The organism is Streptomyces sp. 11x1 (assembly GCF_032598905.1).
Classification (GTDB): domain Bacteria; phylum Actinomycetota; class Actinomycetes; order Streptomycetales; family Streptomycetaceae; genus Streptomyces.
Genome location: NZ_CP122458.1, coordinates 635,661 through 657,959, shown reverse-complemented (window position 1 = coordinate 657,959; position 22,299 = coordinate 635,661). Strand labels below are relative to the sequence as shown.

19 protein-coding genes are annotated in these 22,299 nt (G+C 72.8%); 15 read left to right on the top strand and 4 right to left on the bottom strand.

The features are described from left to right. Nucleotides 1–35 precede the first annotated feature (35 nt). The 11 genes from P8T65_RS03280 (at nt 36) to P8T65_RS03230 (ending at nt 12,057) form a co-directional block, all read left to right on the top strand. On the top strand, nt 36–1,682 hold the full coding sequence (locus P8T65_RS03280) for an alpha-amylase family glycosyl hydrolase (protein ID WP_399098249.1): 1,647 nt from the start codon (nt 36–38) through the stop codon (nt 1,680–1,682). Nucleotides 1,683–1,782: 100 nt separating this feature from the next. After that, nucleotides 1,783–3,117, top strand: coding sequence for an ABC transporter substrate-binding protein (locus P8T65_RS03275; protein ID WP_316723893.1), 1,335 nt, complete (start codon nt 1,783–1,785; stop codon nt 3,115–3,117). 5 nt (nt 3,118–3,122) lie between these two features. Then, nucleotides 3,123–4,478, top strand: a complete 1,356-nt coding sequence (locus P8T65_RS03270) for an ABC transporter permease subunit (RefSeq protein WP_316723892.1) — start codon at nt 3,123–3,125, stop codon at nt 4,476–4,478. Further along, nucleotides 4,475–5,320, top strand: coding sequence for a carbohydrate ABC transporter permease (locus tag P8T65_RS03265; protein ID WP_184903056.1), 846 nt, complete (start codon nt 4,475–4,477; stop codon nt 5,318–5,320). Before P8T65_RS03270 ends, P8T65_RS03265 begins: the two co-directional genes overlap by 4 nt. Before the next feature lie 107 nt (nt 5,321–5,427). Then, nucleotides 5,428–5,952, top strand: a complete 525-nt coding sequence (locus P8T65_RS03260; protein ID WP_316723891.1) for a hypothetical protein — start codon at nt 5,428–5,430, stop codon at nt 5,950–5,952. Further along, nucleotides 5,949–6,302: a transcriptional regulator gene (locus P8T65_RS03255; RefSeq protein WP_230223437.1), complete on the top strand. Its 354-nt coding sequence runs from the start codon at nt 5,949–5,951 to the stop codon at nt 6,300–6,302. The genes P8T65_RS03260 and P8T65_RS03255 overlap by 4 nt, the downstream gene beginning before the upstream one ends. Then, on the top strand, nt 6,299–7,258 hold the full coding sequence (locus tag P8T65_RS03250) for an ABC transporter ATP-binding protein (protein WP_316723890.1): 960 nt from the start codon (nt 6,299–6,301) through the stop codon (nt 7,256–7,258). Before P8T65_RS03255 ends, P8T65_RS03250 begins: the two co-directional genes overlap by 4 nt. 11 nt (nt 7,259–7,269) lie before the next feature. After that, nucleotides 7,270–8,121, top strand: coding sequence for an ABC transporter permease (locus P8T65_RS03245; protein ID WP_316723889.1), 852 nt, complete (start codon nt 7,270–7,272; stop codon nt 8,119–8,121). 353 nt (nt 8,122–8,474) lie between these two features. Continuing rightward, nucleotides 8,475–9,665: an alginate lyase family protein gene (locus P8T65_RS03240; RefSeq protein ID WP_316723888.1), complete on the top strand. Its 1,191-nt coding sequence runs from the start codon at nt 8,475–8,477 to the stop codon at nt 9,663–9,665. Between the two features lie 206 nt (nt 9,666–9,871). Next, nucleotides 9,872–11,023 carry a tetratricopeptide repeat protein gene (locus P8T65_RS03235; RefSeq protein WP_316723887.1) on the top strand — a complete coding sequence of 384 codons (1,152 nt, stop codon included), beginning with the start codon at nt 9,872–9,874 and terminating at the stop codon, nt 11,021–11,023. Then, nucleotides 11,020–12,057, top strand: coding sequence for a polyprenyl synthetase family protein (locus tag P8T65_RS03230; RefSeq protein ID WP_316723886.1), 1,038 nt, complete (start codon nt 11,020–11,022; stop codon nt 12,055–12,057). Before P8T65_RS03235 ends, P8T65_RS03230 begins: the two co-directional genes overlap by 4 nt. A 371-nt stretch (nt 12,058–12,428) precedes the next feature. On the opposite strand, the gene P8T65_RS03225 is transcribed toward P8T65_RS03230, so the two are convergent. From P8T65_RS03225 to P8T65_RS03210, 4 genes are all read right to left on the bottom strand, one after another. Continuing rightward, complete coding sequence (locus P8T65_RS03225) at nt 12,429–13,997, bottom strand: FAD-dependent oxidoreductase (protein WP_399098244.1); 1,569 nt, start codon at nt 13,995–13,997, stop codon at nt 12,429–12,431. Beyond that, nucleotides 13,994–14,722, bottom strand: coding sequence for a methyltransferase domain-containing protein (locus P8T65_RS03220; RefSeq protein ID WP_316723885.1), 729 nt, complete (start codon nt 14,720–14,722; stop codon nt 13,994–13,996). The genes P8T65_RS03225 and P8T65_RS03220 overlap by 4 nt, the downstream gene beginning before the upstream one ends. Before the next feature lie 41 nt (nt 14,723–14,763). Beyond that, nucleotides 14,764–16,071 carry a lycopene cyclase family protein gene (locus P8T65_RS03215; protein WP_316723884.1) on the bottom strand — a complete coding sequence of 436 codons (1,308 nt, stop codon included), beginning with the start codon at nt 16,069–16,071 and terminating at the stop codon, nt 14,764–14,766. Nucleotides 16,072–16,237: 166 nt separating this feature from the next. Continuing rightward, complete coding sequence (locus tag P8T65_RS03210) at nt 16,238–16,873, bottom strand: sigma-70 family RNA polymerase sigma factor (RefSeq protein ID WP_316731460.1); 636 nt, start codon at nt 16,871–16,873, stop codon at nt 16,238–16,240. 385 nt (nt 16,874–17,258) lie between these two features. On the opposite strand from P8T65_RS03210, the gene P8T65_RS03205 reads away from it, so the two are divergent. The 4 genes from P8T65_RS03205 to P8T65_RS03190 are packed head-to-tail and all read left to right on the top strand — an operon-like array spanning nt 17,259 to nt 22,199. After that, complete coding sequence (locus P8T65_RS03205; protein ID WP_399098242.1) at nt 17,259–18,524, top strand: polyprenyl synthetase family protein; 1,266 nt, start codon at nt 17,259–17,261, stop codon at nt 18,522–18,524. Beyond that, complete coding sequence (gene crtI / locus P8T65_RS03200; RefSeq protein WP_316723882.1) at nt 18,521–20,065, top strand: phytoene desaturase family protein; 1,545 nt, start codon at nt 18,521–18,523, stop codon at nt 20,063–20,065. Before P8T65_RS03205 ends, crtI begins: the two co-directional genes overlap by 4 nt. Continuing rightward, nucleotides 20,062–21,195, top strand: a complete 1,134-nt coding sequence (locus tag P8T65_RS03195; RefSeq protein ID WP_316723881.1) for a phytoene/squalene synthase family protein — start codon at nt 20,062–20,064, stop codon at nt 21,193–21,195. The genes crtI and P8T65_RS03195 overlap by 4 nt, the downstream gene beginning before the upstream one ends. Next, nucleotides 21,192–22,199: a DUF5914 domain-containing protein gene (locus P8T65_RS03190; RefSeq protein WP_316723880.1), complete on the top strand. Its 1,008-nt coding sequence runs from the start codon at nt 21,192–21,194 to the stop codon at nt 22,197–22,199. Before P8T65_RS03195 ends, P8T65_RS03190 begins: the two co-directional genes overlap by 4 nt. The last annotated feature ends 100 nt before the right edge of the window (nt 22,200–22,299 follow it).

Sequence of the window (22,299 nt, the reverse complement as noted above, 5' to 3'; positions counted from 1 at the left end):
TGCATAACCGTCAGGTCGCACAGACAGGTCAACGGGTGAGCTCCAAGCACATCGACACACGTCGCTGGTGGCGCGACGCAGTGATCTACCAGGTGTACGTCCGCAGCTTCCTGGACAGCACGGGCGACGGCGTCGGCGATCTCGCCGGCGTCCGGGCCGGGCTGCCGTACCTGAGGAAGCTGGGCGTGGACGGGATCTGGCTGAGCCCCTTCTACCCGTCGCCGCAGCACGACCACGGCTACGACGTCGCCGACTACCGCGACGTCGACCCGCTCTTCGGTGACCTCGCCGAGTTCGACCTGCTGGTGGCGGACGCCCGGCGGCTGGGCATCAAGATCCTGCTCGACATCGTGCCCAACCACTGCTCCAGCGAGCACCCCTGGTTCCGCGAGGCGCTCGCCGCGCCGCCCGGCAGCCGGGCCCGGGGCCGCTTCCACTTCGCCGACGGGCGGGGACCGGACGGGGCAGAGCCGCCCAACAACTGGCACGCCATGTTCGGCGGACCCGCCTGGTCCCGCGTCACGGAGGCCGACGGCAGCGCCGGCCAGTGGTACCTGCACATGTTCACGCCCGAGCAGCCCGACTGGAACTGGCGCGACGCCGAGGTCGGCGCGTACTTCGACGGCGTCCTGCGCTTCTGGCTCGACCGGGGCGTCGACGGCTTCCGTATCGACGTCGCCGCGGGGCTGTTCAAGCACCCCGAGCTGCCCGACTCGCCGGACCCCGAGGCCGACGCCCGCACCCGTGACTCGGTCAACCCGCTCGCCTGGAACCAGCCCGAGGTCCACGACGTGTGGCGACACTGGCGCGCGGTGTGCGAGGAATACACCGCCCGAGACGGCCGTGAGCGGCTCCTGGTCGGCGAGGTCTCCGTCCCGACGGCACGCGAACACGCCCGCTACGTCCGCCCCGACGAACTGCACCAGGCCTTCTTCTTCGACCTGCTCAGCGCCTCCTGGGACGCCGACGCCTTCCGCAAGGTCATCACCGAGGCCATGCAGGACATCGCCGGCACCGGCTCGACCGTCACCTGGGTCCTGAACAACCACGACCAGGTCCGCACCGTCACCCGCTACGGCGAACCGGCCACCGAGGGCAGCGGTCTCGGCGCCGCCCGCGCCCGCGCGGCGGCCCTGCTGATGCTGGCGCTGCCCGGCGCGGCGTACATCTACCAGGGCGAGGAGCTGGGCCTGCCCGAGGTGGTCGACCTGCCCGACGACGTGCTCACCGACCCGATCTTCCGCCGCACCGGAAGCCGCGCCCGCATCCGCGACGGCTGCCGGGTCCCGCTGCCGTGGTCCGGGCAGGCCTCGCCCTTCGGCTTCACCTCCGGGGTGGAGGGCGCCAAGCCCTGGCTGCCGCAGCCCGAGTACTTCGCCGAGTACGCCACCGACCGGGCCCTCGCCGACACCCGCTCCTTCTGGCACCTGTACCGCGACGGACTGCAACTGCGCGCCGCCCTACCCCAGTTGGGCGAGGGCACGCTGCGCTGGCTGGACACCCCGCCCGGAGTCCTCGGCTTCGTCCGCGGCGACGGCCTGGTCTGCGCCGTCAACTTCGGTACGGCGCCCGAGCCGGCACCCGTCTCCGGCACCCCTCTGCTGTCCAGCGGCCCCTGCCCGGCCGGGGTCCTCCCCGGCGCCACGGCCGCCTGGTGGATCGGCGACGACACCGATTCCTGAACCCCCGCACCCCCCCCCCGGCCTCCCCCACCGGACCGACCCGTCCTGGCCGTCCGCTCCATCACCTTCCGCTTCACCACCTTCCGAAGGGACATCGACGATGATGCGACCACGTACCACCCTGCCCGCGAGCTGTACCGCCCTCGTCCTCACGCTGGCGCTCGGCGCGACCGCCTGCGGAGGCGGCGACCCCGTCTCGGCGGGCGGCGGTGACAAGCCGCTGAGCGGCCGGACCGTCTCCGTGGCCGGCGTCTGGTCCGGCGCCGAGCAGAAGAACTTCCAGAAGGTCCTGGACGCCTTCACCGAGAAGACCGGCGCCAGGACGCAGTTCGTGTCCACCGGCGACAACGTCTCCACCGTCGTCGGCAGCAAGATCGAGGGTGGCAACGCCCCCGACGTGGTGATGGTCCCGCAGGTCGGCGTGCTCCAGCAGTTCGCCGAGGCGGGCTGGCTCAAGCCGCTGTCCGCGACCGCCGCCAAGTCCGTCGACGCCGACTACGCCGAGGTCTGGAAGGACTACGGCAGCGTCGACGGCACCCTGTACGGCCTGTACTTCAAGGCGGCCCACAAGTCGACCGTCTGGTACAGCCCCGACGCCCTCGACCAGGCGGGCGTCCAGCCGCCGAAGTCGTACGAGGAGATGCTGAAGGCGGGGCGGACCGTCTCCGACTCGGGCCTCGCCGCGTTCTCCGTCGCCGGACAGGACGGCTGGACGCTCACCGACTGGTTCGAGAACGTCTACCTCTCCCAGGCCGGCCCCGAGAAGTACGACGCCCTCGCCGCGCACGAGCTGAAGTGGACCGACCGGAGCGTGGTCGACGCGCTCACCACCCTCGGTGACCTCTTCGAGGACAAGCAGCTCCTGGCCGGCGGACAGAAGGGCGCCCTCAACACCGACTTCCCCGGCTCCGTCGAGAAGGTGTTCGGCCCCGAGCCCGAGGCCGGCATGGTCTACGAGGGCGACTTCGTCGCCGGAATCGCGAAGGACCAGTTCGGCCGGAAGATCGGAGAGGACGCGAACTTCTTCCCCTTCCCGCCGGTCGGCGGGGGGAAGGCGCCCGTGGTCAGTGGCGGCGACGCTGCCGTCGTCCTGAAGGACGGCAAGAACACCGAGGCCGGCATGGCCCTCCTGGAATACCTGGCGACCCCCGAGGCCGCCGCCGTGTGGGCGGAGGCGGGTGGCTTCCTCTCCCCGAACAAGGGACTCGACCTCTCCTCCTACGGCGACGACGTCACCCGGACGACCGCCGAGTCCCTGATCTCGGCCGGGGATTCGGTCCGCTTCGACATGTCCGACCAGGCACCGGCCGCGTTCGGCGGCACGAAGGGCGCGGGGGAGTGGAAGATCCTCCAGGACTTCCTGCGCGACCCGTCCGACCCGCGGGCGACCGCGGCCCAGCTGGAGAACGCCGCGGCCAAGGCATACAAGGGCTGACCGGGATGACCGCCACACTCACGAAGGTGGCGCCCGCGCCCGCCGCCGGAAGCGCCGCCCCCCGGCGGCGCGCCCGGCGGCGGGGCCGGACCGTCGCCCTGCTCTTCGTCCTTCCCGCGCTGGTCCTGCTCGGCGCCCTCGTCCTCTACCCGGTGCTGTTCTCGGTCGGCCGCAGCTTCTTCGACGCCTCCGGCACCCGGTTCGTGGGCGGCGACAACTACACCGAGATGTTCCGCGACCCGGCCACCCTCAAGGCCGTGCGGAACACCACCGTGTGGGTCGTGGTGGCGCCCGCCCTGCTCACCGGGCTGGGGCTGATCCTCGCCGTACTGGTGGAGAAGGTCCGCTGGGCCACGGCGTTCAAGCTGCTGCTCTTCATGCCGATGGCCGTCTCCTTCCTTGCCGCCGGCATCATCTTCCGGCTCGCCTACGACGAGGACCCCGACAAGGGCGTCCTCAACGCGGCGGTCGTCGGCGTCCACGACGTCTTCCGGGACGCCTCCTCGTACCCCACGGCCCGCGCCCGTGACGGCCAGGGCCTCACGGAGGGCGCCGACGGCTCGTACCGCACGACCGCGACCGTCTCGCCGGGCGACACGGTCGCCCTCGGGCTGGTCGGCGTCGCGCAGAAGGACCTCGAAGGCGCCGAACCCGCCCACGCCGCGGCGGCCCGCGCGGCGGGCCCCGGCGAAGTGCGCGGCGTCGTCTACCTGGACTTCACCCCCGGCGGAGGCGGGAAGCAGGGCGCGGTGGACCGCCGGGAGAGCGGACTGCCGGCGATGACGGTCGAGGCGGAGCGGGAAGGGAGGACGGTCGCGAGCACGACCACGGCGGCCGACGGCTCCTTCCGCTTCCCCGGCCTGGAGGCCGGCGCCTACACCGTCACGCTCCCCGGCTCGAACTTCGCCCCGCCCTACGAGGGCATCTCCTGGCTCGGTCCGACGCTCGTCACCCCGGCCGTCATCGGCGCCTACCTGTGGATCTGGACCGGCTTCGCGATGGTGCTCATCGGCGCGGGCCTGTCCACCCTGCCCCGGGACACTCTGGAGGCGGCGCGGATGGACGGCGCCAACGAGTGGCAGGTGTTCCGCCGGATCACCGTGCCACTGCTGGCCCCCGTGCTGACCGTGGTCTTCGTGACCCTCGTCATCAACGTGATGAAGGTCTTCGACCTCGTCTACATCATCGCGCCGGGACCGGTGCAGGAGGACGCCACCGTGCTCGCCACCCAGATGTGGCTGGTGTCCTTCGGCGGCGGCAACGACCAGGGGCTCGGCAGCGCGCTCGGCGTCCTGCTCCTGCTGCTCGTCGTCCCCGCGATGGTCTTCAACGTCCGCCGCTTCAAAGGGAGTCAGCGATGAACGTCACCGCTCTCAGGCGGGCGCTCGGCAACAGTCTCGTCCAGGCCTTCCTCGTGGTCGTCGGCCTGATCTGGCTCACCCCGCTCGCCGGACTGCTGCTGTCCTCCCTGAGATCCACCGAGGACACGGCCAGGGGCGGCTGGTGGACGGCGCTCACCAGCCCCGGTCAGCTGTCCTTCGACAACTACTCCGCGCTGCTGGGCAACGCGGGCATCACCCAGGCGTTCTGGAACACGGTCCTGATCTCGGTGCCCACGACGGTCCTCGTCGTCGTCATCGCGGCCCTCGCCGGATACGCCTTCGCCTGGCTGGACTTCCCCGGCCGCGACCCGCTCTTCCTGCTCGTGGTCGCCCTGTTGGTGGTGCCGGTGCAGATCGGCCTGCTGCCGGTGGCCAAACTCTTCGGTCAGCTCGGGCTGTTCGGCACCATCCCGGGAGTCGTCCTCTTCCACGTCTCCTACGGTCTGCCGTTCGCGATCTTCCTGCTGCGGAACTACTTCGCCGAGATGCCGAAGGAGATGCTGGAGGCGGCCCGCATGGACGGTGGCGGGGAGTGGCGCATCTTCACCCGTCTCGTCCTGCCCGTGGGACGGCCGGCCCTCGCCAGTCTCGCCATCTTCCAGTTCCTGTGGGTGTGGAACGACATGCTGGTGGCCCTCCTGTTCGCCGACAGCTCGGCACAGCCGCTGACCGTGGAACTCCAGTCGCAGATAAGGCAGTTCGGCAGCAACATTGACGTACTGGCGCCGGGGGCCTTCCTGTCCCTGATCGTGCCGGTCGCCGTGTTCTTCGCCTTCCAACGGCACTTCGTCCAGGGGGTGATGGCGGGATCCGTGAAATGACACCGGTGGCCCGCCGAACGTCCCGCACACGCCGAACGTGACGTGCTCCCGACTTGCCCACCGGGAAAGTCGGGAGGTAACTTTCCGTATAGGAAAGACGAGTTGGCGTGGGAGGGGCGAGTGACGTGGGCATGCCGGTGGACGCCGAACAGGCGTGGAGGGATCTGCAACGCATCCGAGTGCCGCAGGAGCGGGTGTACGACGAGTTCGAGCACACCGTGTCCGGCGGGCGCCGCATGACCTACGGCACGGCCGCGCTCATGTGGGTGTTCCTCGCCGGAGTGGGCATGGACCTGCCCCAGTGGGGCGTCGGACTGTTCATGGCCGCCTATGCTGGCCTGTTGGGCCTGCTGGTCGTGATGAGCAGCCGCAGGAGCCGGATGCGACTGCACCACACCCGCTGCCCCGGGCGCATGTGGGCCGCGTTCGGTGCGGCGGCGGTGCTGGTCGGCGGGACGATCGTGCTGGCGGACCACCTGACCGAGTCGCTGGAGCCGATCTACGCCGGCCCCCTCCAGGCCACGGCCGCGGTGACCGTGTACGTGCTCTCCCTCGGTCCGGCCAACCGGTGGGCGGCCGACTCGGTGCGGCGCGGCGGCGAACCGGCGGCCGACGAGGAGGCGGGCCGATGAGCACCCCAGCCGGCTTCGACGAGCTGATCCACCCCGCGACCCGGCTGTCGGTGGTCGCGCTGCTCGCCGCCACCGAATGGGCGGACTTCGCGTTCGTCCGCGACAGCCTCTCGCTCAGCGACTCGGCGCTCTCCAAACAGCTGCACACCCTGGAGGAGGCCGGCTACCTGGAGCTGCAGAAGGAGGGCGGCGGCCGCAAGCGGCGCACCAGGGTCCGGCTGACCGACCGGGGCCGCACCGCCTTCGAGGGGCACGTCGCGGCGCTCCGGGCCATCGTCGAGGGCGCGGGTGCCCCGGTGACTTCCGAAGCGCCGTCAGGACAGCGACGCCACTCGGGGGCGGGCCGATGACGCAGGAGCACACAGCCGCCCGGCCGGTCGTCCACGCGCGCGACATGACGATGACGTACGGCGACACGGACGTCCTCCACGGCGTCGACCTGGACATCCACCGCGGCGAGGTCTTCGCGCTGCTCGGACCCAACGGCGCGGGGAAGACCACCACCGTCGAGATCCTGGAGGGCTTCAGGCGGCGTTCCGGCGGCGAGGTGAGCGTCCTCGGCGCGGACCCGGAGCGGGGCGACGACACGTGGCGCGGCCGGATCGGACTGGTCCTGCAGTCCTGGCGCGACCATGGCCGCTGGCGGGTCGCCGAGTTGCTGGGGCACTTCGCAGAGTACTACCCCGACCCGCGGGACCCGGCCGAACTGCTGGCCCTGGTCGGTCTCAGCGAGCAGGCCGGGCGGCAGGTGGACCGGCTGTCCGGCGGCCAGCGCCGGCGGCTGGACGTCGCGCTCGGCATCGTCGGCCGCCCCGAACTCCTCTTCCTTGACGAGCCGACGGCAGGATTCGACCCGGAGGCCCGGCACGAGTTCCACCTTCTGGTGGAACGGCTGGCCCGCGCCGAGGGTGTCACCGTCCTGCTCACCACCCACGACCTCGTGGAGGCCGAGCGGCTCGCCGACCGGATCGCCATGCTGGTGGGCGGCCGGATCCGGGCCTGTGGGACGCCCGCCGAACTGGCCCGGCGCGCCGCTGCCCGGGCGGAGGTCCGCTGGACGGCCGACGACGGGACCTCCCGCCGCGAACGCACCGCTGACCCCTCACGTCTGGTCTGGGAACTCCACCGGCACGCGAACGGCCCGATCGCCGACCTGGAGGTCCGCCGCCCGACGCTGGAGGACACGTATCTGCACATGGTGCGCCAGGAGGCCGACGGCACGCACGGGGGCCAGAACGAGCACAGGGATAGGGACGGGGACGGGGACGAGGATGCGGGCGCGGACGGAGAGGCGAGGGTCGCATGAGGACGACACCTATGACGAACAGCTTGCGCGCCGGGGTCCGGCGCGGTGGCATCGAACTGCGGCACTTCCTGCGCAACGGCAAGGAGTTGTTCAGCCACTTGACGAACGTCGTCGTTTCGCTGCTCGTCGCGGCCTTCCTCGACGACGACGTGCCCGGCACCCGGATCCCGATGACCCATCTGGTGCTGGCGGGCTTCGCCGCCTATCTGCTGTTCCAGGTGGGACTGATCAACCTCCCGCAGATACTCGTGACCGAACGGGAGGAGGGCGCCCTGCTGCGGCTGCGCGCCACGCCCGGCGGGATACCGGCCTACCTCGTCGCCAAGTGCCTGTTGGTGGTCGTCGTGGCCGTCGGCACTCTGGCGCTGCTCCTGGCGGCCGGAGCGCTGCTGGTGGACGGGCCGCTGCCGAGAGGGCCGGGCGACTGGCTGACGCTGCTGTGGGTCACCACGCTCGGGCTGCTCGCCGTCGTACCGCTGGGTGCGGCCATCGGCGCCGTACTGCCCAACCCCCGTGAGGCGCTGGCGCTGATCATGTTGCCGACGATGGGGCTCCTGCTCACCTCCGGAGTGGTCTTCCCGATCACCATGCTGCCCGTTCCGGTCCAGCAGGTGGCCGCGGTCTTTCCGCTCAAGTGGATGGCGCAGGGCCTGCGTTCGGCGCTGCTCCCCGACTCGGCCCGGACCGCGGAGGTGGCCGGCTCCTGGGAACTCCCCCTGGTCGCCCTGGTGCTGACCGCCTGGGCGGTGTTCGGGTTCCTTCTCGCGGTCCCCCTGCTGCGCCGCGCGGCCCGCCGCGAGTCCGGCTCACGCCTGTCCGTACGCCGCCGCCGCGCGGAACGGAGCGGCGCACAGGCCGCCTAGGAGACCGCTGAAGATCTTGCTCTGGCCGCCCGACTCACCCTGGATTGCCGGTAAATGTCAATCGCCATCAAATAGGGCAAGCCGGGCGCATTTTCAAGATCTTCAGGACGCTTCTAGGCCCTGTCGTCGAATTCCCGCCTGCCCCGCGACGCCCTGCACGCGACGCCGCGGGGCCGCCCTTCGGGCGACGACGGGAATGTGACGACAGGGCCTAGAAGGCGTGCGCTGCGGCGGGGACGCAAAGGCTGTATTGACATGCGCACGATAGATTCCTATGGTCTGGACCAAGCTTCTGCATTCGGAACGGCGTTCTCATTCCTGAACGGAAACGTCTGAACGGAAGAGGTCATCGGATGCCACGGACCACAACCGCCCTGCTCGGTGTACTCGCCCTGCTGGCAGGGCTGTTGAGCGCTCAGCTCACCGGCCCCGCCCCACGCGCGTCGGCCGCGCCGGCCGCCTTCGCCCATCCCGGTGTTCTGGTGAGCCGGGGTCAGCTCGACCACGCCCGGTCGAAGGTGCAGGCGGGTCAGCAGCCGTGGAAGGCCGCCTACGACGCCATGATGGCCAGCTCCTACGCCTCGTTGTCGCGTGTCGCGAAACCGCGGCCCGTCGTCGAGTGCGGTTCGTCTTCCAACCCCAACAACGGCTGCACCGACGAGCGCCAGGACGCCATCGCGGCCTACACGCAGGCGCTCGCCTGGTACTTCACCCGGGACGGCCGGTACGCCAGGAAGTCGATCGAGATCATGGACGCCTGGTCCGCGACGATCAGGGACCACACCAACAGCAACGCCCCGCTGCAGACGGGCTGGGCGGGTTCCACCTGGCCGCGCGCCGCCGAGATCATCAAGTACACCTACGACGGTGGCTGGCCGGGCGCGGGCCGGTTCGCGACCATGCTGCGCGACGTGTACCTCCCCGAGGTGATCAACGGCGCGTCCACCAAGAACGGCAACTGGGAACTGGTCATGACCGAGGCGGCGCTGGGCATCTCCGTGTTCATCGAGGACCGCGCCGCCTACGACAAGGCCGTCCGCACCTACCTCGCCCGCGTACCGGCGTACGTCTACCTGAACGGCGACGGTGACCTGCCCGAGCCGCCCGCCGGCAGCAGCATCGACACCAGTGCCGAGATCATCAAGTACTGGCAGGGCCAGAGCACCTTCACCGACGGCCTCGCCCAGGAGACCTGCCGCGACTTCGGGCACACCGGCTGGGGCATCGCCTCCCTCGCGAACATCGCCGAGACCAGCCGGATCCAGGGCCAGGACCTCTACCCCAGGATCCAGGACCGGCTGCGCCACGCCCTCGGCTTCCACACCTCCTACGAGAACGGCACCGCCGTACCCTCCTGGCTGTGCGGCGGCTCGGTCGCCAAGGGGCTCGGCCGCGTCACCGAGGTCGCCTTCAACGCCCTTCACCACCGCCTCGGCATCGGCATGTCCCATACCCAGAAGTACACCGAGGCGCGCAGGCCGTCGGGCACGGACAACTACTTCAACGCCTGGGCGACGCTCACTCACGCGGGCAACCCCAACTGAGCGCTGTGCGTCGGCGGTTGACGGTGGGTTGCCTCCTGCGGCGCCGGGTGGGGTGATCTACGCCTCACGAGCAACCCTCACGGCGTGCACGGCATCTTGATCGGTGACGGGCGCCGCCCCGACTCCTTGGGGCGGCGTCGATTTTCGCTCCCTATACACGACATGTATACGCAGAGTGTATAGAGCGCATCCACCGAAAGGGTTCCATGTACGGCAAGGCCTTCGCGCCCGAATACCAGGGCGCTCTGACCACCCTGTCCGTGAATTCCTCTCTCACCGAGGTACTGGCCGCCGGCACACGGCAGTTGAGAGAGGCCGAGCGCGCCGGGGAACACGGCGAGGCGGCACGCTCCGGGCTCGCCGTGGCCGAGGCGCACCGCAGGCTGGGGCAGATCGGGGAGGCCGACCGGGCGTGGAAGGCGAGCTACCGTGCGGCCAGAGCGGTGGGGGACCAGGGAGCGATGGCGTGGGCCCTGTGGAGCGGCGGCACGCTGGCCCGGCAACGCGGCTCGTTCGCCCTGGCCCGGCGGCTGCTCGGGCTGGCGGCCGAGATGGGCAAGCGGGGCGGGGACGTCGTCGTGCGCGGCTACTCCCTCGCGGGACTGGCCGAGACGGGCAGGATCCAGGGCGACTACGAGGCCGTCGCCCAGTTGCACGAACAGCTGCTGGCCGAGGCCCGTCGGCGGGGGGAGGCGCGGCACACGGTGTGGGCGCTGGAGGGCATCGCGCAGATCCACCGCCAGCGGGGGTCCTACGACAGTGCCTACGCGATGTTCGAAGAGGCGGCCGCGATAGCCGAGGGCGCCGACGACCGACGCGGGCATGCCTGGGCACTGCGCGGGCTCGCCGACATCGTCTCGGCACGGGACGGGGACGTCGAGCGGGCGCTCGCCCTGCTGTCGGAGGCGGAGGCCGTCTGCCGCGAGATGCGGCTCTCCAGCGCGCTGGCCTACAACCACAAGATGCGTGGCAACGTCCTCTACCGCGCGGGGCGTTACACCGAGGCGCGGGACACGTACGAGCTGGCGCTCGCGGAGTTCCGTGAGATGAGCGAGCCGCGTGGGGAAGCGCTGGCCAGGCTGGGGTTGGCCAAGTCCCTCGCCCGGCTCGGCCGGAGTCGCGTCGAGACCGCTGCCGAACTGGAGGATCTGGCAGGGGAGTTGGATCGGATCGGGCTACGGCACGCGCGGCAGATGGTGGCCCGGGCGCGAGAGGAACTCGGCCTGCGGGACCAGGCCGAAGTCGGTCCGGGCCGCCATGCCGAGCGCACCGCGCGCGGCCGGGCGGGTCTCGGCGACGAGGCGGCTCGTCGCGCGCGGGCAGCCGATCGCGGTGTGCGGGCGGAGGTCGCACGGTGACCCTGGTCTCCTCGGCGGTGCGGGTGCCGACGGACGTCCCCCTGGTGCTGGAACGCTGCCGCGAGCTGGTGCGCCCGGCGCTGGTGGAGGCCGTCGGTCGGATGCACCCCTGGGTGGGCGAGATGGCCGCGTACTCCTTCGGCTGGTGCGAGGTGGGTGGCGCTCCCGTCACCGCGCCCGGGGGCAAGGGGGTGCGGCAGGCACTGGCCGTGCTCGGGGCCGAGGCGGTGGGTGCCGCCGGGCGGACCGGGGTGCCCGCTGCGGTCGCGGTGGAGTTGGTGCACACCTTCTCGCTGCTGCACGACGACATCATGGACGGGGACGCGGCCCGCCGCCGTCGCCCCGCCGTGTGGAAGGCCTACGGCACGGGGCCCGCGGTGCTCGCGGGCGACGCCCTGTTCGCGCTGGCCGTCGAGACGCTCGCGGCCACCGAGGCGGGTGCCTCCGCGACTCGCGTACTGTCGGTGGCGCTCGGTGACCTGGTGCACGGGCAGGCGGAGGACCTGCTGTTCGCCGCGCGCCCCTGGACGGGGCCCGAACGGGTGCGGCCCGCGGAGTACCTGGCGATGGCCGAGCACAAGACCGGGGCGCTGCTCGGCGGTGCGGCCGCGCTCGGCGCGCAGCTCGGAGGTGGCCCGCCGCCCGTCGTCTCGGCGCTCGACCGGGTCGGCCGCCGTCTCGGCCTGGCGTTCCAGATCGTCGACGACGTGCTGGGCATCTGGGGCGACCCCGACGTCACCGGCAAACCCGTGCACGGCGATCTCCGGGAACGCAAGAAGACCTTCCCCGTACTCGCCGCGCTCGACTCCCCGTCCTCCGCGGCGCGCAGACTGGCCGTGCTGCTGCGGTCGGGGGGCGACCCGCGGGAGGCGGCCGAGCTCGTCGAGGCGGCGGGCGGCCGGACGGCGGCCCTGGACGAGGCACGGGCCCACATCGCCGCCGCGGAGGCCGCACTGGCCGACGTCTTGTCGGAGGGCGGGGCCGCGGACGAACTGCGGGCGCTGTCGGCGTACCTGGTACGACGCGACCTCTGAGGAGCGGGTCCCCGCTTCCGTCGGGCTTCCGTCGGTCCCCGGCCGGACAGGTGCGAACGCCTTCGCGTCGCATCCGTCCTGCCGGGGCACCCCGCTCAGCCACGCTGACCGCCGCGCCTTCTCCACATGTGACGGTTAACCGTGGGGATACGGGTACACGGGGCGGCATGACGCCGAGAGAAGACCACCTGCTGCCGCTGCCCGCCGTGCGGCAACTGCGCCGGATCCGCACCTTCTACGGGACGGCCGCCTTCCTGTGGGCGCTGTCCGCGCTCGCGGAAGGGGGGACGCGTCCCGGGAGCCGTCCCATGTGGGCGTCCGTGCTCCTTCTGGTGGTCTTCACCGGGCTGTTGTCCGTGACCTCCCTCTGGTTACGACGTCATCGGACCGCCGAGGCGGGCCAGACGGCGCGGCAGCGGGCCGCGGCCGGCGTCGGGGACGGTCCACAGGGTCTGACCCCTGACGCCCCATCGCTCCAGCAGCGCGTTGGCGGCGAGGAATCCGCTGGTGGCCGCCCGCTCCATGAGGGCGACCGGGAGACCGGTGCGGACCAGATCGCCGGCCACCACCAGAGCGGGGTCGCTGGTGCGCACCGTGGGCCGGTCGCCGTACCCGCCGACTGAGAACAGGGGGCAGTCGGCCCGCCACTCGTGCCGTTCGTCCAGCACCGTCGCCGCACGCGTCTCGGGGTACACCCGGTGCAACTGCTCCAGCAGGCGCTTCTGTTCGACGTCATGGGGCGTGCGGTCCGACAGGGCGTAGGCGTGCAGCTCCACGACGGAACCGCCGGTGCGGGTGGCCCAGCGCGCGGCCTCGCCCTCCCAGCGTTCGAGCACGCTGACGTTGTCGAGCGTGCCGTAGCCGGCGGTGCCCAGGAAGCCGGGACGCTCGGCGGCGACGGGGCGGTCCAGCCACAGACGGGAGACGAGGAAGGGCGGCGCGCTCCGTAGCGCCGCCACCCGCTCGCGCCAGGCGGCGTCCGCCAGCCGCGGGGAGCCTTGCACGAGGGAACGCAGGCCTCCCGTGTCCAGGGCCAGGACCACCGCGTCATAACGCCGTTCCTCCTGACCGGCGGCGACGAGGAAGCCGCCGTCGGGCGTGGGTTCGACCGCCTCGACCGGGGTCCCGGTGCGCAGGTCGGCGCCGTGGCCGCGCAGATAGGCGGCGAGGGGGTCCCACAGGGCGGCGGGGAAGGGCTCGTCGGGGACGTCGAACAGGAGTCCTTCCGCCGAGCCGAGGAAGTAGATGTGGAACATGAGGACCATCTCGGCCGCGGACAGTTCGCGCGGATCGGCGAAGAAACTGCGGGAGAACACCTCGAACGCGAGGTGCTGCGCGGCCTCGGGAAAGCGGATCGCGTCGAGGAAGTCGCGCGCGCTGACATCGTCGAGACGGGTGTGGACCTCGGGGACCCGCACGTCCAGGAGGGGCAGCGCGGCGACCGGGTTCATACGGAACAGGTCCCGGAGCCCGAAGGAGGGGCTCAGGGCGACGAATCCCAGCGCGCTCCACGGCGGGGTGCGCGGGACGCGGCGGAAACTGTCGTACATGCCGTCGGCGTGTCGCAGAGGGTAGTCCGGCAGGCCTCGCAGACGGGCGAGGCCGGGGTCGGTCCGCCGCAGCAGTCCGCGCAGGTTGTAGTACTGGCGGAAGAACGCGTGGAAGCCACGGCTCATGGTGACGGTGGTCCCGTCGGACAGCACGGTCGGCCGGCCGGCCAGGCGTCCGCCGAGGGTCGCTTCCCGTTCGTGCAGGGTGACCCGCACACCGCGTTCCGCGAGTGCCGTCGCGGCCGCCAGTCCGGCGATGCCGCCTCCGACGACCGCTGTCGTCGGAGGCCGGTCACCCATGCAGCGCGGGGCGCCGGGCACCGGGTTCATCCTGCGGATCCGGCGGTCCCTGCCGGGCCTCAGCGGGTCGTTCCCCCGCCGGGCCCTCATCGGCCGTCCTCCGCCGTGGCCGGCCGGCGGGCGACGATCGTGTGCGTGATGCCGGTCTGCCAGCCGGGCAGCGGCAGGGCCCGCACGGCTTCGAATCCGTGGGAGCGGACCCGGGCGGCGAAGCCGTCGGCGGTGTCGAACTCCACGACGCTGCGCCACAGATGGCGGTAGAGGCCGCCGTCGCCGAGGACGGTCGCGACAGGCAGGACCAGGCCGCGGCACACACCAGCCCACACGGCGCGGTCGACGGGCCGGCCGCTGAGTGTGTACTCGTGCACCGCCAGGCGGCCCCCGGGAGCCAGGACGTCGCGCACGGCCGACAGGACGGCGTCGGGATCGGTGACGTTCCGGAAGAGATAGGCGGCGAACACCGCGTCGAACGGCCCTTCCACACCGGCCTCGGCCAGCCGTTCGGCGGGCGCGTGCACGAAGCTCACTCCCTCGCGCCACTGCTTGCGGGCCGCGCGCTCCAGCATGCCCGCCGAGGCGTCCACGGCGGTGATCTCGGTCTCGGGGAGGACGGCGGCGAGCGCGGCGGTGGACGCGCCGGTCCCGCAGCCGAGGTCGAGGACGCGCAGACCGGCCCCCCGCGCGGGGAGTCCGAGGCGGCGCGCCGAGCGGCGCAACTGGCCGTGATAGCCGGGATTCGCGGACACCAGCGTGTCGTAGCTGCGCGAGGCGTGGTCGAACGCGGCGGCCAGGTCCTCGTCGCGGAGCAGCGTCATGGGATCTCCTCGGTCGGGTGCACGGAAGGTCGCGGTGCCGGTCATGGGCGACGGGGGGCGCGGTCGGGGAACGGCTCGCCGGAGAAAGGCAGTTCTGCCGGGGAGAGCCGTTCGGTGGAGAAGGGCTGTTCGGCGGGGGAGGGCGGCTCAATGGAGGCGGGGTGTTCGGCGGGGACATGGGGCAGCCAGGACAACTCCGCCGCGGAGCGGAGCATCGGCAGCACGGGGGTGCGCAGGCCGAGGGCGAGGTCCTCGTGAAGGCGGGTCTCCCCGTCCAGGAACCGCAGCAGCCGTTCCGCCGGAACCCGCGAGAACAGCCGGGTGAAGAACGCGGCGCCGTCGACGCGGCCGCTGTCCAGCGCCCTCAGCAGCACCGCGTCCATCGCGCGCGAACGGGCCGTGTGGGCCGGCGGAGGCACCGGGTTCCGGCCCGCGCGGAGCGCGGCGGCGATCGCTCGGGTCTGCCGCTGGATCGCGGAGAAGGTGTAGCCCGTGGAGGGCCGCGTGGCGCCTCCCGCCGTACCGATACGGAAGACCGAAGGGCCCGCCCGGCGGTCGAAACGGGCGTCGGTCATCGGGATGACCCCGCTCTCCGTCGCGACGACCTCGAAGCCGCGCAGCCCCAGCACGTCCTCGCTGTAGCGACGCAGCGCGGTGTCGTAGGCGTCGTTGGGCAGGACGGCTCGGGAGAACTCGGTGTACTCCACCAGGGCTCGGCGGCTGTCGGTGGGCAGGACATAGCCGAAGGCGAGTCCGCCCGGCGGCTGCGGTACCCGGAAGTCCATGAACTCCACCGTTTCGCTGTCGAACACCGGTCGTGGGGTGCGGACGAACCAGCCGCGGAAGTGCTGCAACAGGGTGGTGCGGGCGGGGGGCAGGCTCCCGAGGGGCCGGGAGTCGAAAACCCAGCGGACGCGGACGGTCAGAGAGGCGCCCTGGCCGGACCGGGCGCGGATCTCGGCTCCCTCGGGGATGCCCTCCACCGTCTCGACGGCTGCTTCCAGTCGCCGGACCTCGTCGCCGCGGGCCAGTTCGCGGGTGACGAGGTCCTCGAAGTCGTCGGAGCGGAGCATCTTGTAGGTCAGGGGCGCGATGTCGTGCTGGAGGACCCGGCCCTCGGGGGTGTGCGTCCGCAGCCGCCGCCAGACGGCGCCGAGAGCCGCGTCGTACGGGCCGGGCCCCTTCTCCCAGAAGCACCAGGTGCGGCCAGGGGGACGCAGCGGGCCGGGAGGCGCGTCCAGCAGGATCACCGACAGACGGGGTTCGCCGGGGGCGCGTCGTGACAGACGGTGGGCGAGGGACAGGCCGGCCGCCCCCGCGCCCACGATGGCCACATCGGCTTCCAGCATGTGCCGCTCCCTCCTCGTGGTGACCTTCCGTAAGCTTTCCGCCTCGGGAGCCGCCTCGGCGACAGGCTCGACGGACGGGGAGCGGTTCGCCTGGTCCCCGAACTCCAGATGGAACGCGTCGATTCCGCATCGATTTCGTGTCAACCGAGCCGCATCGATTCGCGAGTCACACCGAGGGGTCCAGGACGTCCAGGAGACCTTCCTCCCGCAGACGGTGACTCAGGCGCCGCAGCCCGCGCCGCGCATGGCTCTTGACGGTCCCCAGCGGCCAGCCGGTGACCTCGGCGATCTGCGTCTGCGTCAGGTCGTCGTAGAAGGCGAGGGTGAGCACCAGGCGCTGGGGGGCCGGGATCCGGGTGAACTCCCGGCCGATCAGGACCCGGTCGAGCACGGCGTCGGGCAGCGTGTCCGGGTTCACGGGCGCCTCGGTCAGGCGTGCCCCGGCCGCCGCCACGAGTTCGGCCCGTCGCGTCCGCGCCGCCAGGGCGTCGGCGATCTTGCGTCGGGTGATGCCGACGAGCCAGGCACCCAGGGGGCCGCGCTCCGGGGCGTACCCGGCGCGTCCGCGCCAGGCGGCGAGGAACACCGACTGCCGGACGTCCTCCGCCTCCCGGGCGTCGCCGAGGGAGCGCCGGGCCAGGGTGAACACCAGGGGGCCCCACCGGTGGTACGCGGCGGTCAGGCTGCCCTCGTCCCCGGCGACGAAACCGGCGGCCAGGTCCTCGCCCGCGGGGGAGTCGTCCGCCGGGGTCCGGGGCGGTACGTCGGCGTGGGTGTGCCTGGTGGCCTGCTGTGCAGTCATGGCAGTCATGGCGTCTGCTCCTTGTGCGGGCTGTGGTCCGTCGGGTCCCACGGGGTGACGGACGGACTGCGGGGCACCCGTCCCGTTCGAACCGGCTGGTGCGCCGGCTGCTGCGACTCCCCCACCCTGCGAGGGCGGACCGAAGGGAGACAACTTGCATCGCCTGTGCAGCGCTTTGCGCCGTACCGCATTGCTTCGCACCGCGTCGCTTCGCAGCGCTTCGCGTCCCTTCACGTCGCTTCGCCAGCGCGCCGCGCTGTCACGTGCGCCGGGCGCCCAGCGCGAAGCGGCCGCACTTTTCACTCCTTCGGCGCATCCGTGCGCGCCTCTGCCACGGAAGGCGTTGAAGCAGACACCGCTGTTGCCGGCGACGGAAGGAACCCTGATGGGCCCCAGCGACGCGAAGGATCACCCCGCGGCAGCGTCACCGCCCGGATCCGGTGAGGAGGAACCCTCACCCATGCCGGCGGACGCGTGCGGGCCACACGCCGTCGACCGCGACGTCCCCGGGGCCGTACGACGGGTGCTGGAGGGTCTGCTGGCGGAGCGCACCGAGCGGGCCGCCGCGCTCGACCCGGTCTTCGCGGGGGATCTGGCAGAGCGGGTCGCACGCTTCGCCCTGGACGGAGGCAAGCTCATGCGGCCGCGCTTCGTCTGGTGGGCCCTGCGCGCGTGCGGGGGAGGGGCCGCCGAGACGGAGGCCGCCCTGCGGATCGGTGCCGCGCTCGAACTCATCCAGACCTGCGCGCTGGTCCACGACGACGTCATGGACGGCTCCCGGCTGCGCCGAGGCCGGCTCGCCCTGCACGCCGACATCGCCGCGCAGTACGCCGACGTCACGGAGCCGGTCCACGGGACGCGTTTCGGAGAGGCCGCGGCCATCCTCGCCGGCGATCTGGCCCTGGCCTGGGCGGACGACATCGTGGCGGCGACCAGGGCGACACCGGCCGCCGAGCACGCCGTGCGCGAGCTGTGGAGCACCATGCGCACCGAGATGGTGGCCGGTCAGTACCTGGACATCCAGGGCCAGGCGACCTCCTCCAGGTCCCTGGCCCGAGCGATCCGCGCCGCCTGCCTGAAGAGCGCCCTGTACTCGGTCGAGCGCCCCCTGGCCCTCGGGGCGGCGCTGGCGGGCGCGGACGCCGCGCGGACCCGGGCCCTGTGCTCGGCCGGCCGCTGCGTCGGCATCGCCTTCCAGCTCCGGGACGACGTCGGCGACGTCTTCGGCGGTCCCCGGCACGTCGGCAAACCCACCGGGGGCGACATCCGGGCCGGCAAGCCCACCTACCTGGTCGCCGTGGCACAGGCCCGGGCCGAGGCGGCCGACGACCGCCACGCCCTCGCCGTACTGGGGCGGTCCCTCTGCCGGGCCGATCTGCCGGAGCACCGTCTCGCCGAGGTCCGCGACGTCCTGATCCGCACCGGCGCGCGCGACATCGTCGAGGCGAAGATCGAGCGCCTCGTCGCCCAGGGCCTGCGTCACCTGGAATCCGCCCCGCTGGAGGCGGAGGGCCGACTGCGTCTGCGGGACCTGTTGCACACCACGGCCGGCACCCCGTCACCGCCGCCTCCCTCCTCCGGCGCCCATGGCCCCCTGGACGGCGTGCCCGTCTCGCTGCTGCTGGGCGCCGTCGAAGGGGCCGCCCGATGACCAGGACCGTTCCCGGGCGCACGGACCACGTGGTGGTCGTCGGCGCCGGACTCTCCGGCCTGGCGGCCACCCTGCACCTGCTCGGAGCCGGCCGCCGGGTCACCCTCGTCGAGCGTGACCCGCTGCCCGGCGGTCGCGCCGGACGCCTGGAGCGCGGCGGCTATCGCATCGACACCGGCCCCACCGTGCTGACCATGCCCGAGCTCGCCGACGAGGCCTTCGCCGCGGTCGGCGCGACCCTGCGCGACCGCGTCGACCTCATCCCCCTGCACCCGGCCTACCGGGCCCTGTTCGCCGACGGCAGCGGCCTCGACGTCCACACCGACGCCGACGCCATGGAGGCGGAGGTCGAACGCTTCGCGGGCGCCGAGGAGGCCGCGGGCTACCGGCGGCTGCGCGGCTGGCTGGAGCGGCTGTACCGGGCGCAGATGAGACGCTTCATCGACACCAACTTCGACTCCCCCTTCCAGCTGCTCACCCCGGACCTCGCGCGGCTCGCCGCGCTCGGCGGCTTCGGACGGCTGGACGCCGGCATCGGCCGCCATCTGCGCGACGAACGCCTGCGCCGGGTCTTCTCCTTCCAGGCGCTCTACGCGGGCGTCCCGCCCGCGCGTGCCCTCGCCGCCTACGCCGTGATCGCCTACATGGACACCGTGGCCGGCGTGTACTTCCCCCGCGGCGGGATGCACGCCCTGCCGCGGGCCATGGCGGACGCCGCCGCCGAAGCGGGCGCGGACCTGCGGTTCGGGCGGGACGTCACCCGGCTGGAACGCTCCGGCGACCGCGTCACCGCCGTGGTCACCGCACATGAGCGCATCCCGTGCGACGCCGTCGTCCTCACCCCCGATCTGCCCGTCGCCTACGCCCTGCTGGGCCGCCCGCCGCGCCGCCCGCTGCGGATCAGACACGCGCCGTCGGCCGTCGTCCTGCACGCCGGCACCGACCGGACCTGGCCCCGACTAGCCCACCACACCCTGTCCTTCGGCACCGCGTGGCGACGCACCTTCGACGAACTCACCCGCACCGGAAGCCTGATGAGCGACCCGTCCCTGCTGATCACCCGCCCGACCGCCACCGACCCGACGCTCGCCCCGCCCGGCCACCACCTGCACTACATCCTCGCGCCCTGTCCCAACACCGACATCGGACCGGACGCCGCCGCGTGGGGCGACCTGGCTCCCCGCTACCGCGACAGCATCCTGCGGGAGCTGGAACGCCGCGGCCTCGACGGCCTCGCCGACGCCGTCGAGGAGCAGGCGCTCGTCACCCCGGCAGACTGGCACGCCCAGGGCCTCGCGGCGGGCACCCCCTTCTCGGCCGCCCACACCTTCGCGCAGACCGGCCCGTTCCGGCCGCGCAACCTCGTACGCGGCACCGCCAACGCCGTACTCGCCGGCTGCGGCACCACCCCCGGCGTGGGAGTGCCGACCGTCCTGCTGTCCGGCAAGCTCGCCGCCGCCCGCATCACCGGCCGACACGCGACCCCCGTCCACAGGCGTCGGCGCACCGCGTCGGCCGCACCGGAAGGAACCCCCTCATGACCGCCCGCGAACTCGACGCGGCGGGCATCACCGAGCCGGTGCTGCGCGACGCCTACGCCCGCTGCCGCCGCCTCAACGCCCGGCACGGCAGGACCTACTTCCTCGCCACCCGGCTGCTGCCCGTGGAACGCCGCCCCGCCGTGCACGCGCTCTACGGGTTCGCCCGCTGGGCCGATGACATCGTCGACTCCCTGGACACCGACGCGCCCGCGCACCGCCGCGCGGCGGACCTCGCGCTCCTCCACGAACGGCTGGAACGAGGACTGCGCGACGCCCACGCCCGAACGGCCGGCCACGCCCTGACCGACGGCGACGGCATCAGTGACGTCATCGGTGACGGCGTCGGCGACGGTGACGAGCCGGTCGTCCTCGCGCTCGCCGACACCGCCCGCCGGTACGCCATCGACCACCGGCACTTCAGCGACTTCATGGCCTCCATGCGCAGCGACCTGGAGGTCACCGACTACCCGACCTACGACGACCTGCGCACCTACATGCACGGCTCCGCCGCCGTGATCGGGCTGCAGATGCTGCCGATCCTCGGCACGGTGGTCCCGCGCGAGGAGGCCGCCCCGCACGCGGCCGCCCTCGGGGTGGCCTTCCAACTGACCAACTTCCTGCGGGACGTCGGCGAGGACCTCGACCGGGGCCGCCTCTACCTGCCCGCCGACCTGCTGAGCGCGCACGGAGCGGACCGGGAACTGCTGTCGTGGAGCCGCCGCACCGGCCGGCGCGACCGGCGGATCACCGAGGCACTGCGGGCCTTCGAGGACCTCACCCGTGGCGTCTACCGCGAGGCGGCCCCGGGCCTCGCCCTGCTCGACCCCGTCTCACGCCCCTGCATCCGCACCGCGTTCGTGCTGTACGGGGGCATCCTGGACGCCGTCGCCCGCGACGGCTACGCGGTGCTGCACCGCCGGGCCGTGGTCCCCCGCCGACGGCGCGCAGCGGTGGCCGTCGACGGACTCGTACGCCTGACGGCGGCACGGGCGGCGGCACGGGCGGCGCGCGCCGGGGCACGGCGGCCGGGACCGCGGCAGCCGGACACCGCGCCCGCCGCGCCCGCCGCCGGACATGAGCCGACCGCCGTCACTGCCCCGCCCCACCCGCTCCACGAGGAGGTCGCGTGAGCCCCCGACGCCCCGACCGCGGCCGCCGCCGGTATCCCCTGTCCCTGAACCGTGACCCGGTGCCCTGGGAACGTCAGCGGCCGACCTGGCGCGAGGCCCGCCCGGCCGTGATCGCCGAGGCCCTCAAACGCGCGCAGGCCCGCCCGTCGGGCAACTGGTACGTCGTCGGCGCGACCCGGGACATCCGGGACGACCGTCCGCTCGCCCGGACGATCGCGGGCCGGGAGATCGTCGTCTGGCGTGCCGCGGACGGCCGTCTGGTCGCCGGGCCCGGCGTCTGCCCCCATCTGGGTGCGCCGCTGAAGGACAGCCCGGTGCGCTGCGGCACCCTCCTGTGCCACTGGCACGGACTCGCCCTGTCCGGCGGCCCGTTCGCGGGCTGGGAGCCGCTGCCCGCGTACGACGACGGTGTGCTGGTCTGGGTACGCCTGGACGACGTGGGCGGCGGGTCGCCTCTCGACGCACCCGTGGTGCCGGTACGGCCGGACCGCGCGGCCGCGCTGTCGGCGGTCTACGTCGGCGTCGGCGTCTGCGAGCCGGAGGACGTGGTGGCCAACCGGCTGGATCCGTGGCACGGCGCCTGGTTCCACCCGTACTCCTTCGTCGACCTGACCGTCGTCGACGCGCCCGCCGGGGAGGAGGACGGGTTCACGGTCGACGTCTCCTTCAGGCTCACCGGGCGACTCGTCGTGCCGGTGCGGGCGGTGTTCACCGCGCCCGAGCCGCGCACGGTCGTCATGCGGATCACCGAGGGCGAGGGCGAGGGCTCGGTGGTGGAGACCCATGCGACACCGCTCGCTCCCGACGGCCGGGGTCGGCCCCGGACAGCCGTTGTGGAGGCCGTCGTGGCCGCCTCGGACCGGCCCGGTTTCGCCCTGGCCCGCAAGGCGGCGCCGCTGCTGCGACCGCTCGTACGGGCTGCCGCGGGCCGCCTGTGGCGCGACGACCTCGCCTACGCGGAGCGGCGCTGGCACCTGCGTTCCACGGGCCGCTTTCCCGGGTGAAGCGGAGCGGGTGAGGACGGGGGGCTGCCGCGATCGCGAACTCCGTGAGCGCATCCGTTCGGCCATGTTCGCCGGAAGACAGGCAGTGCGGGAGTCCGGT

Coding starts and splice junctions, on each gene's coding strand:
- P8T65_RS03235 (WP_316723887.1), top strand. CDS start 9,872: ATGTACGGCAAGGCCTTCGCGCCCGAATACCAGGGCGCTCTGACCACC.
- P8T65_RS03275 (WP_316723893.1), top strand. CDS start 1,783: ATGATGCGACCACGTACCACCCTGCCCGCGAGCTGTACCGCCCTCGTC.
- P8T65_RS03270 (WP_316723892.1), top strand. CDS start 3,123: ATGACCGCCACACTCACGAAGGTGGCGCCCGCGCCCGCCGCCGGAAGC.
- P8T65_RS03225 (WP_399098244.1), bottom strand. CDS start 13,997: ATGAGGGCCCGGCGGGGGAACGACCCGCTGAGGCCCGGCAGGGACCGC.
- P8T65_RS03265 (WP_184903056.1), top strand. CDS start 4,475: ATGAACGTCACCGCTCTCAGGCGGGCGCTCGGCAACAGTCTCGTCCAG.
- P8T65_RS03240 (WP_316723888.1), top strand. CDS start 8,475: ATGCCACGGACCACAACCGCCCTGCTCGGTGTACTCGCCCTGCTGGCA.
- P8T65_RS03210 (WP_316731460.1), bottom strand. CDS start 16,873: ATGACTGCACAGCAGGCCACCAGGCACACCCACGCCGACGTACCGCCC.
- P8T65_RS03250 (WP_316723890.1), top strand. CDS start 6,299: ATGACGCAGGAGCACACAGCCGCCCGGCCGGTCGTCCACGCGCGCGAC.
- crtI (WP_316723882.1), top strand. CDS start 18,521: ATGACCAGGACCGTTCCCGGGCGCACGGACCACGTGGTGGTCGTCGGC.
- P8T65_RS03255 (WP_230223437.1), top strand. CDS start 5,949: ATGAGCACCCCAGCCGGCTTCGACGAGCTGATCCACCCCGCGACCCGG.
- P8T65_RS03245 (WP_316723889.1), top strand. CDS start 7,270: ATGACGAACAGCTTGCGCGCCGGGGTCCGGCGCGGTGGCATCGAACTG.
- P8T65_RS03205 (WP_399098242.1), top strand. CDS start 17,259: ATGGGCCCCAGCGACGCGAAGGATCACCCCGCGGCAGCGTCACCGCCC.
- P8T65_RS03220 (WP_316723885.1), bottom strand. CDS start 14,722: ATGACGCTGCTCCGCGACGAGGACCTGGCCGCCGCGTTCGACCACGCC.
- P8T65_RS03195 (WP_316723881.1), top strand. CDS start 20,062: ATGACCGCCCGCGAACTCGACGCGGCGGGCATCACCGAGCCGGTGCTG.
- P8T65_RS03215 (WP_316723884.1), bottom strand. CDS start 16,071: ATGCTGGAAGCCGATGTGGCCATCGTGGGCGCGGGGGCGGCCGGCCTG.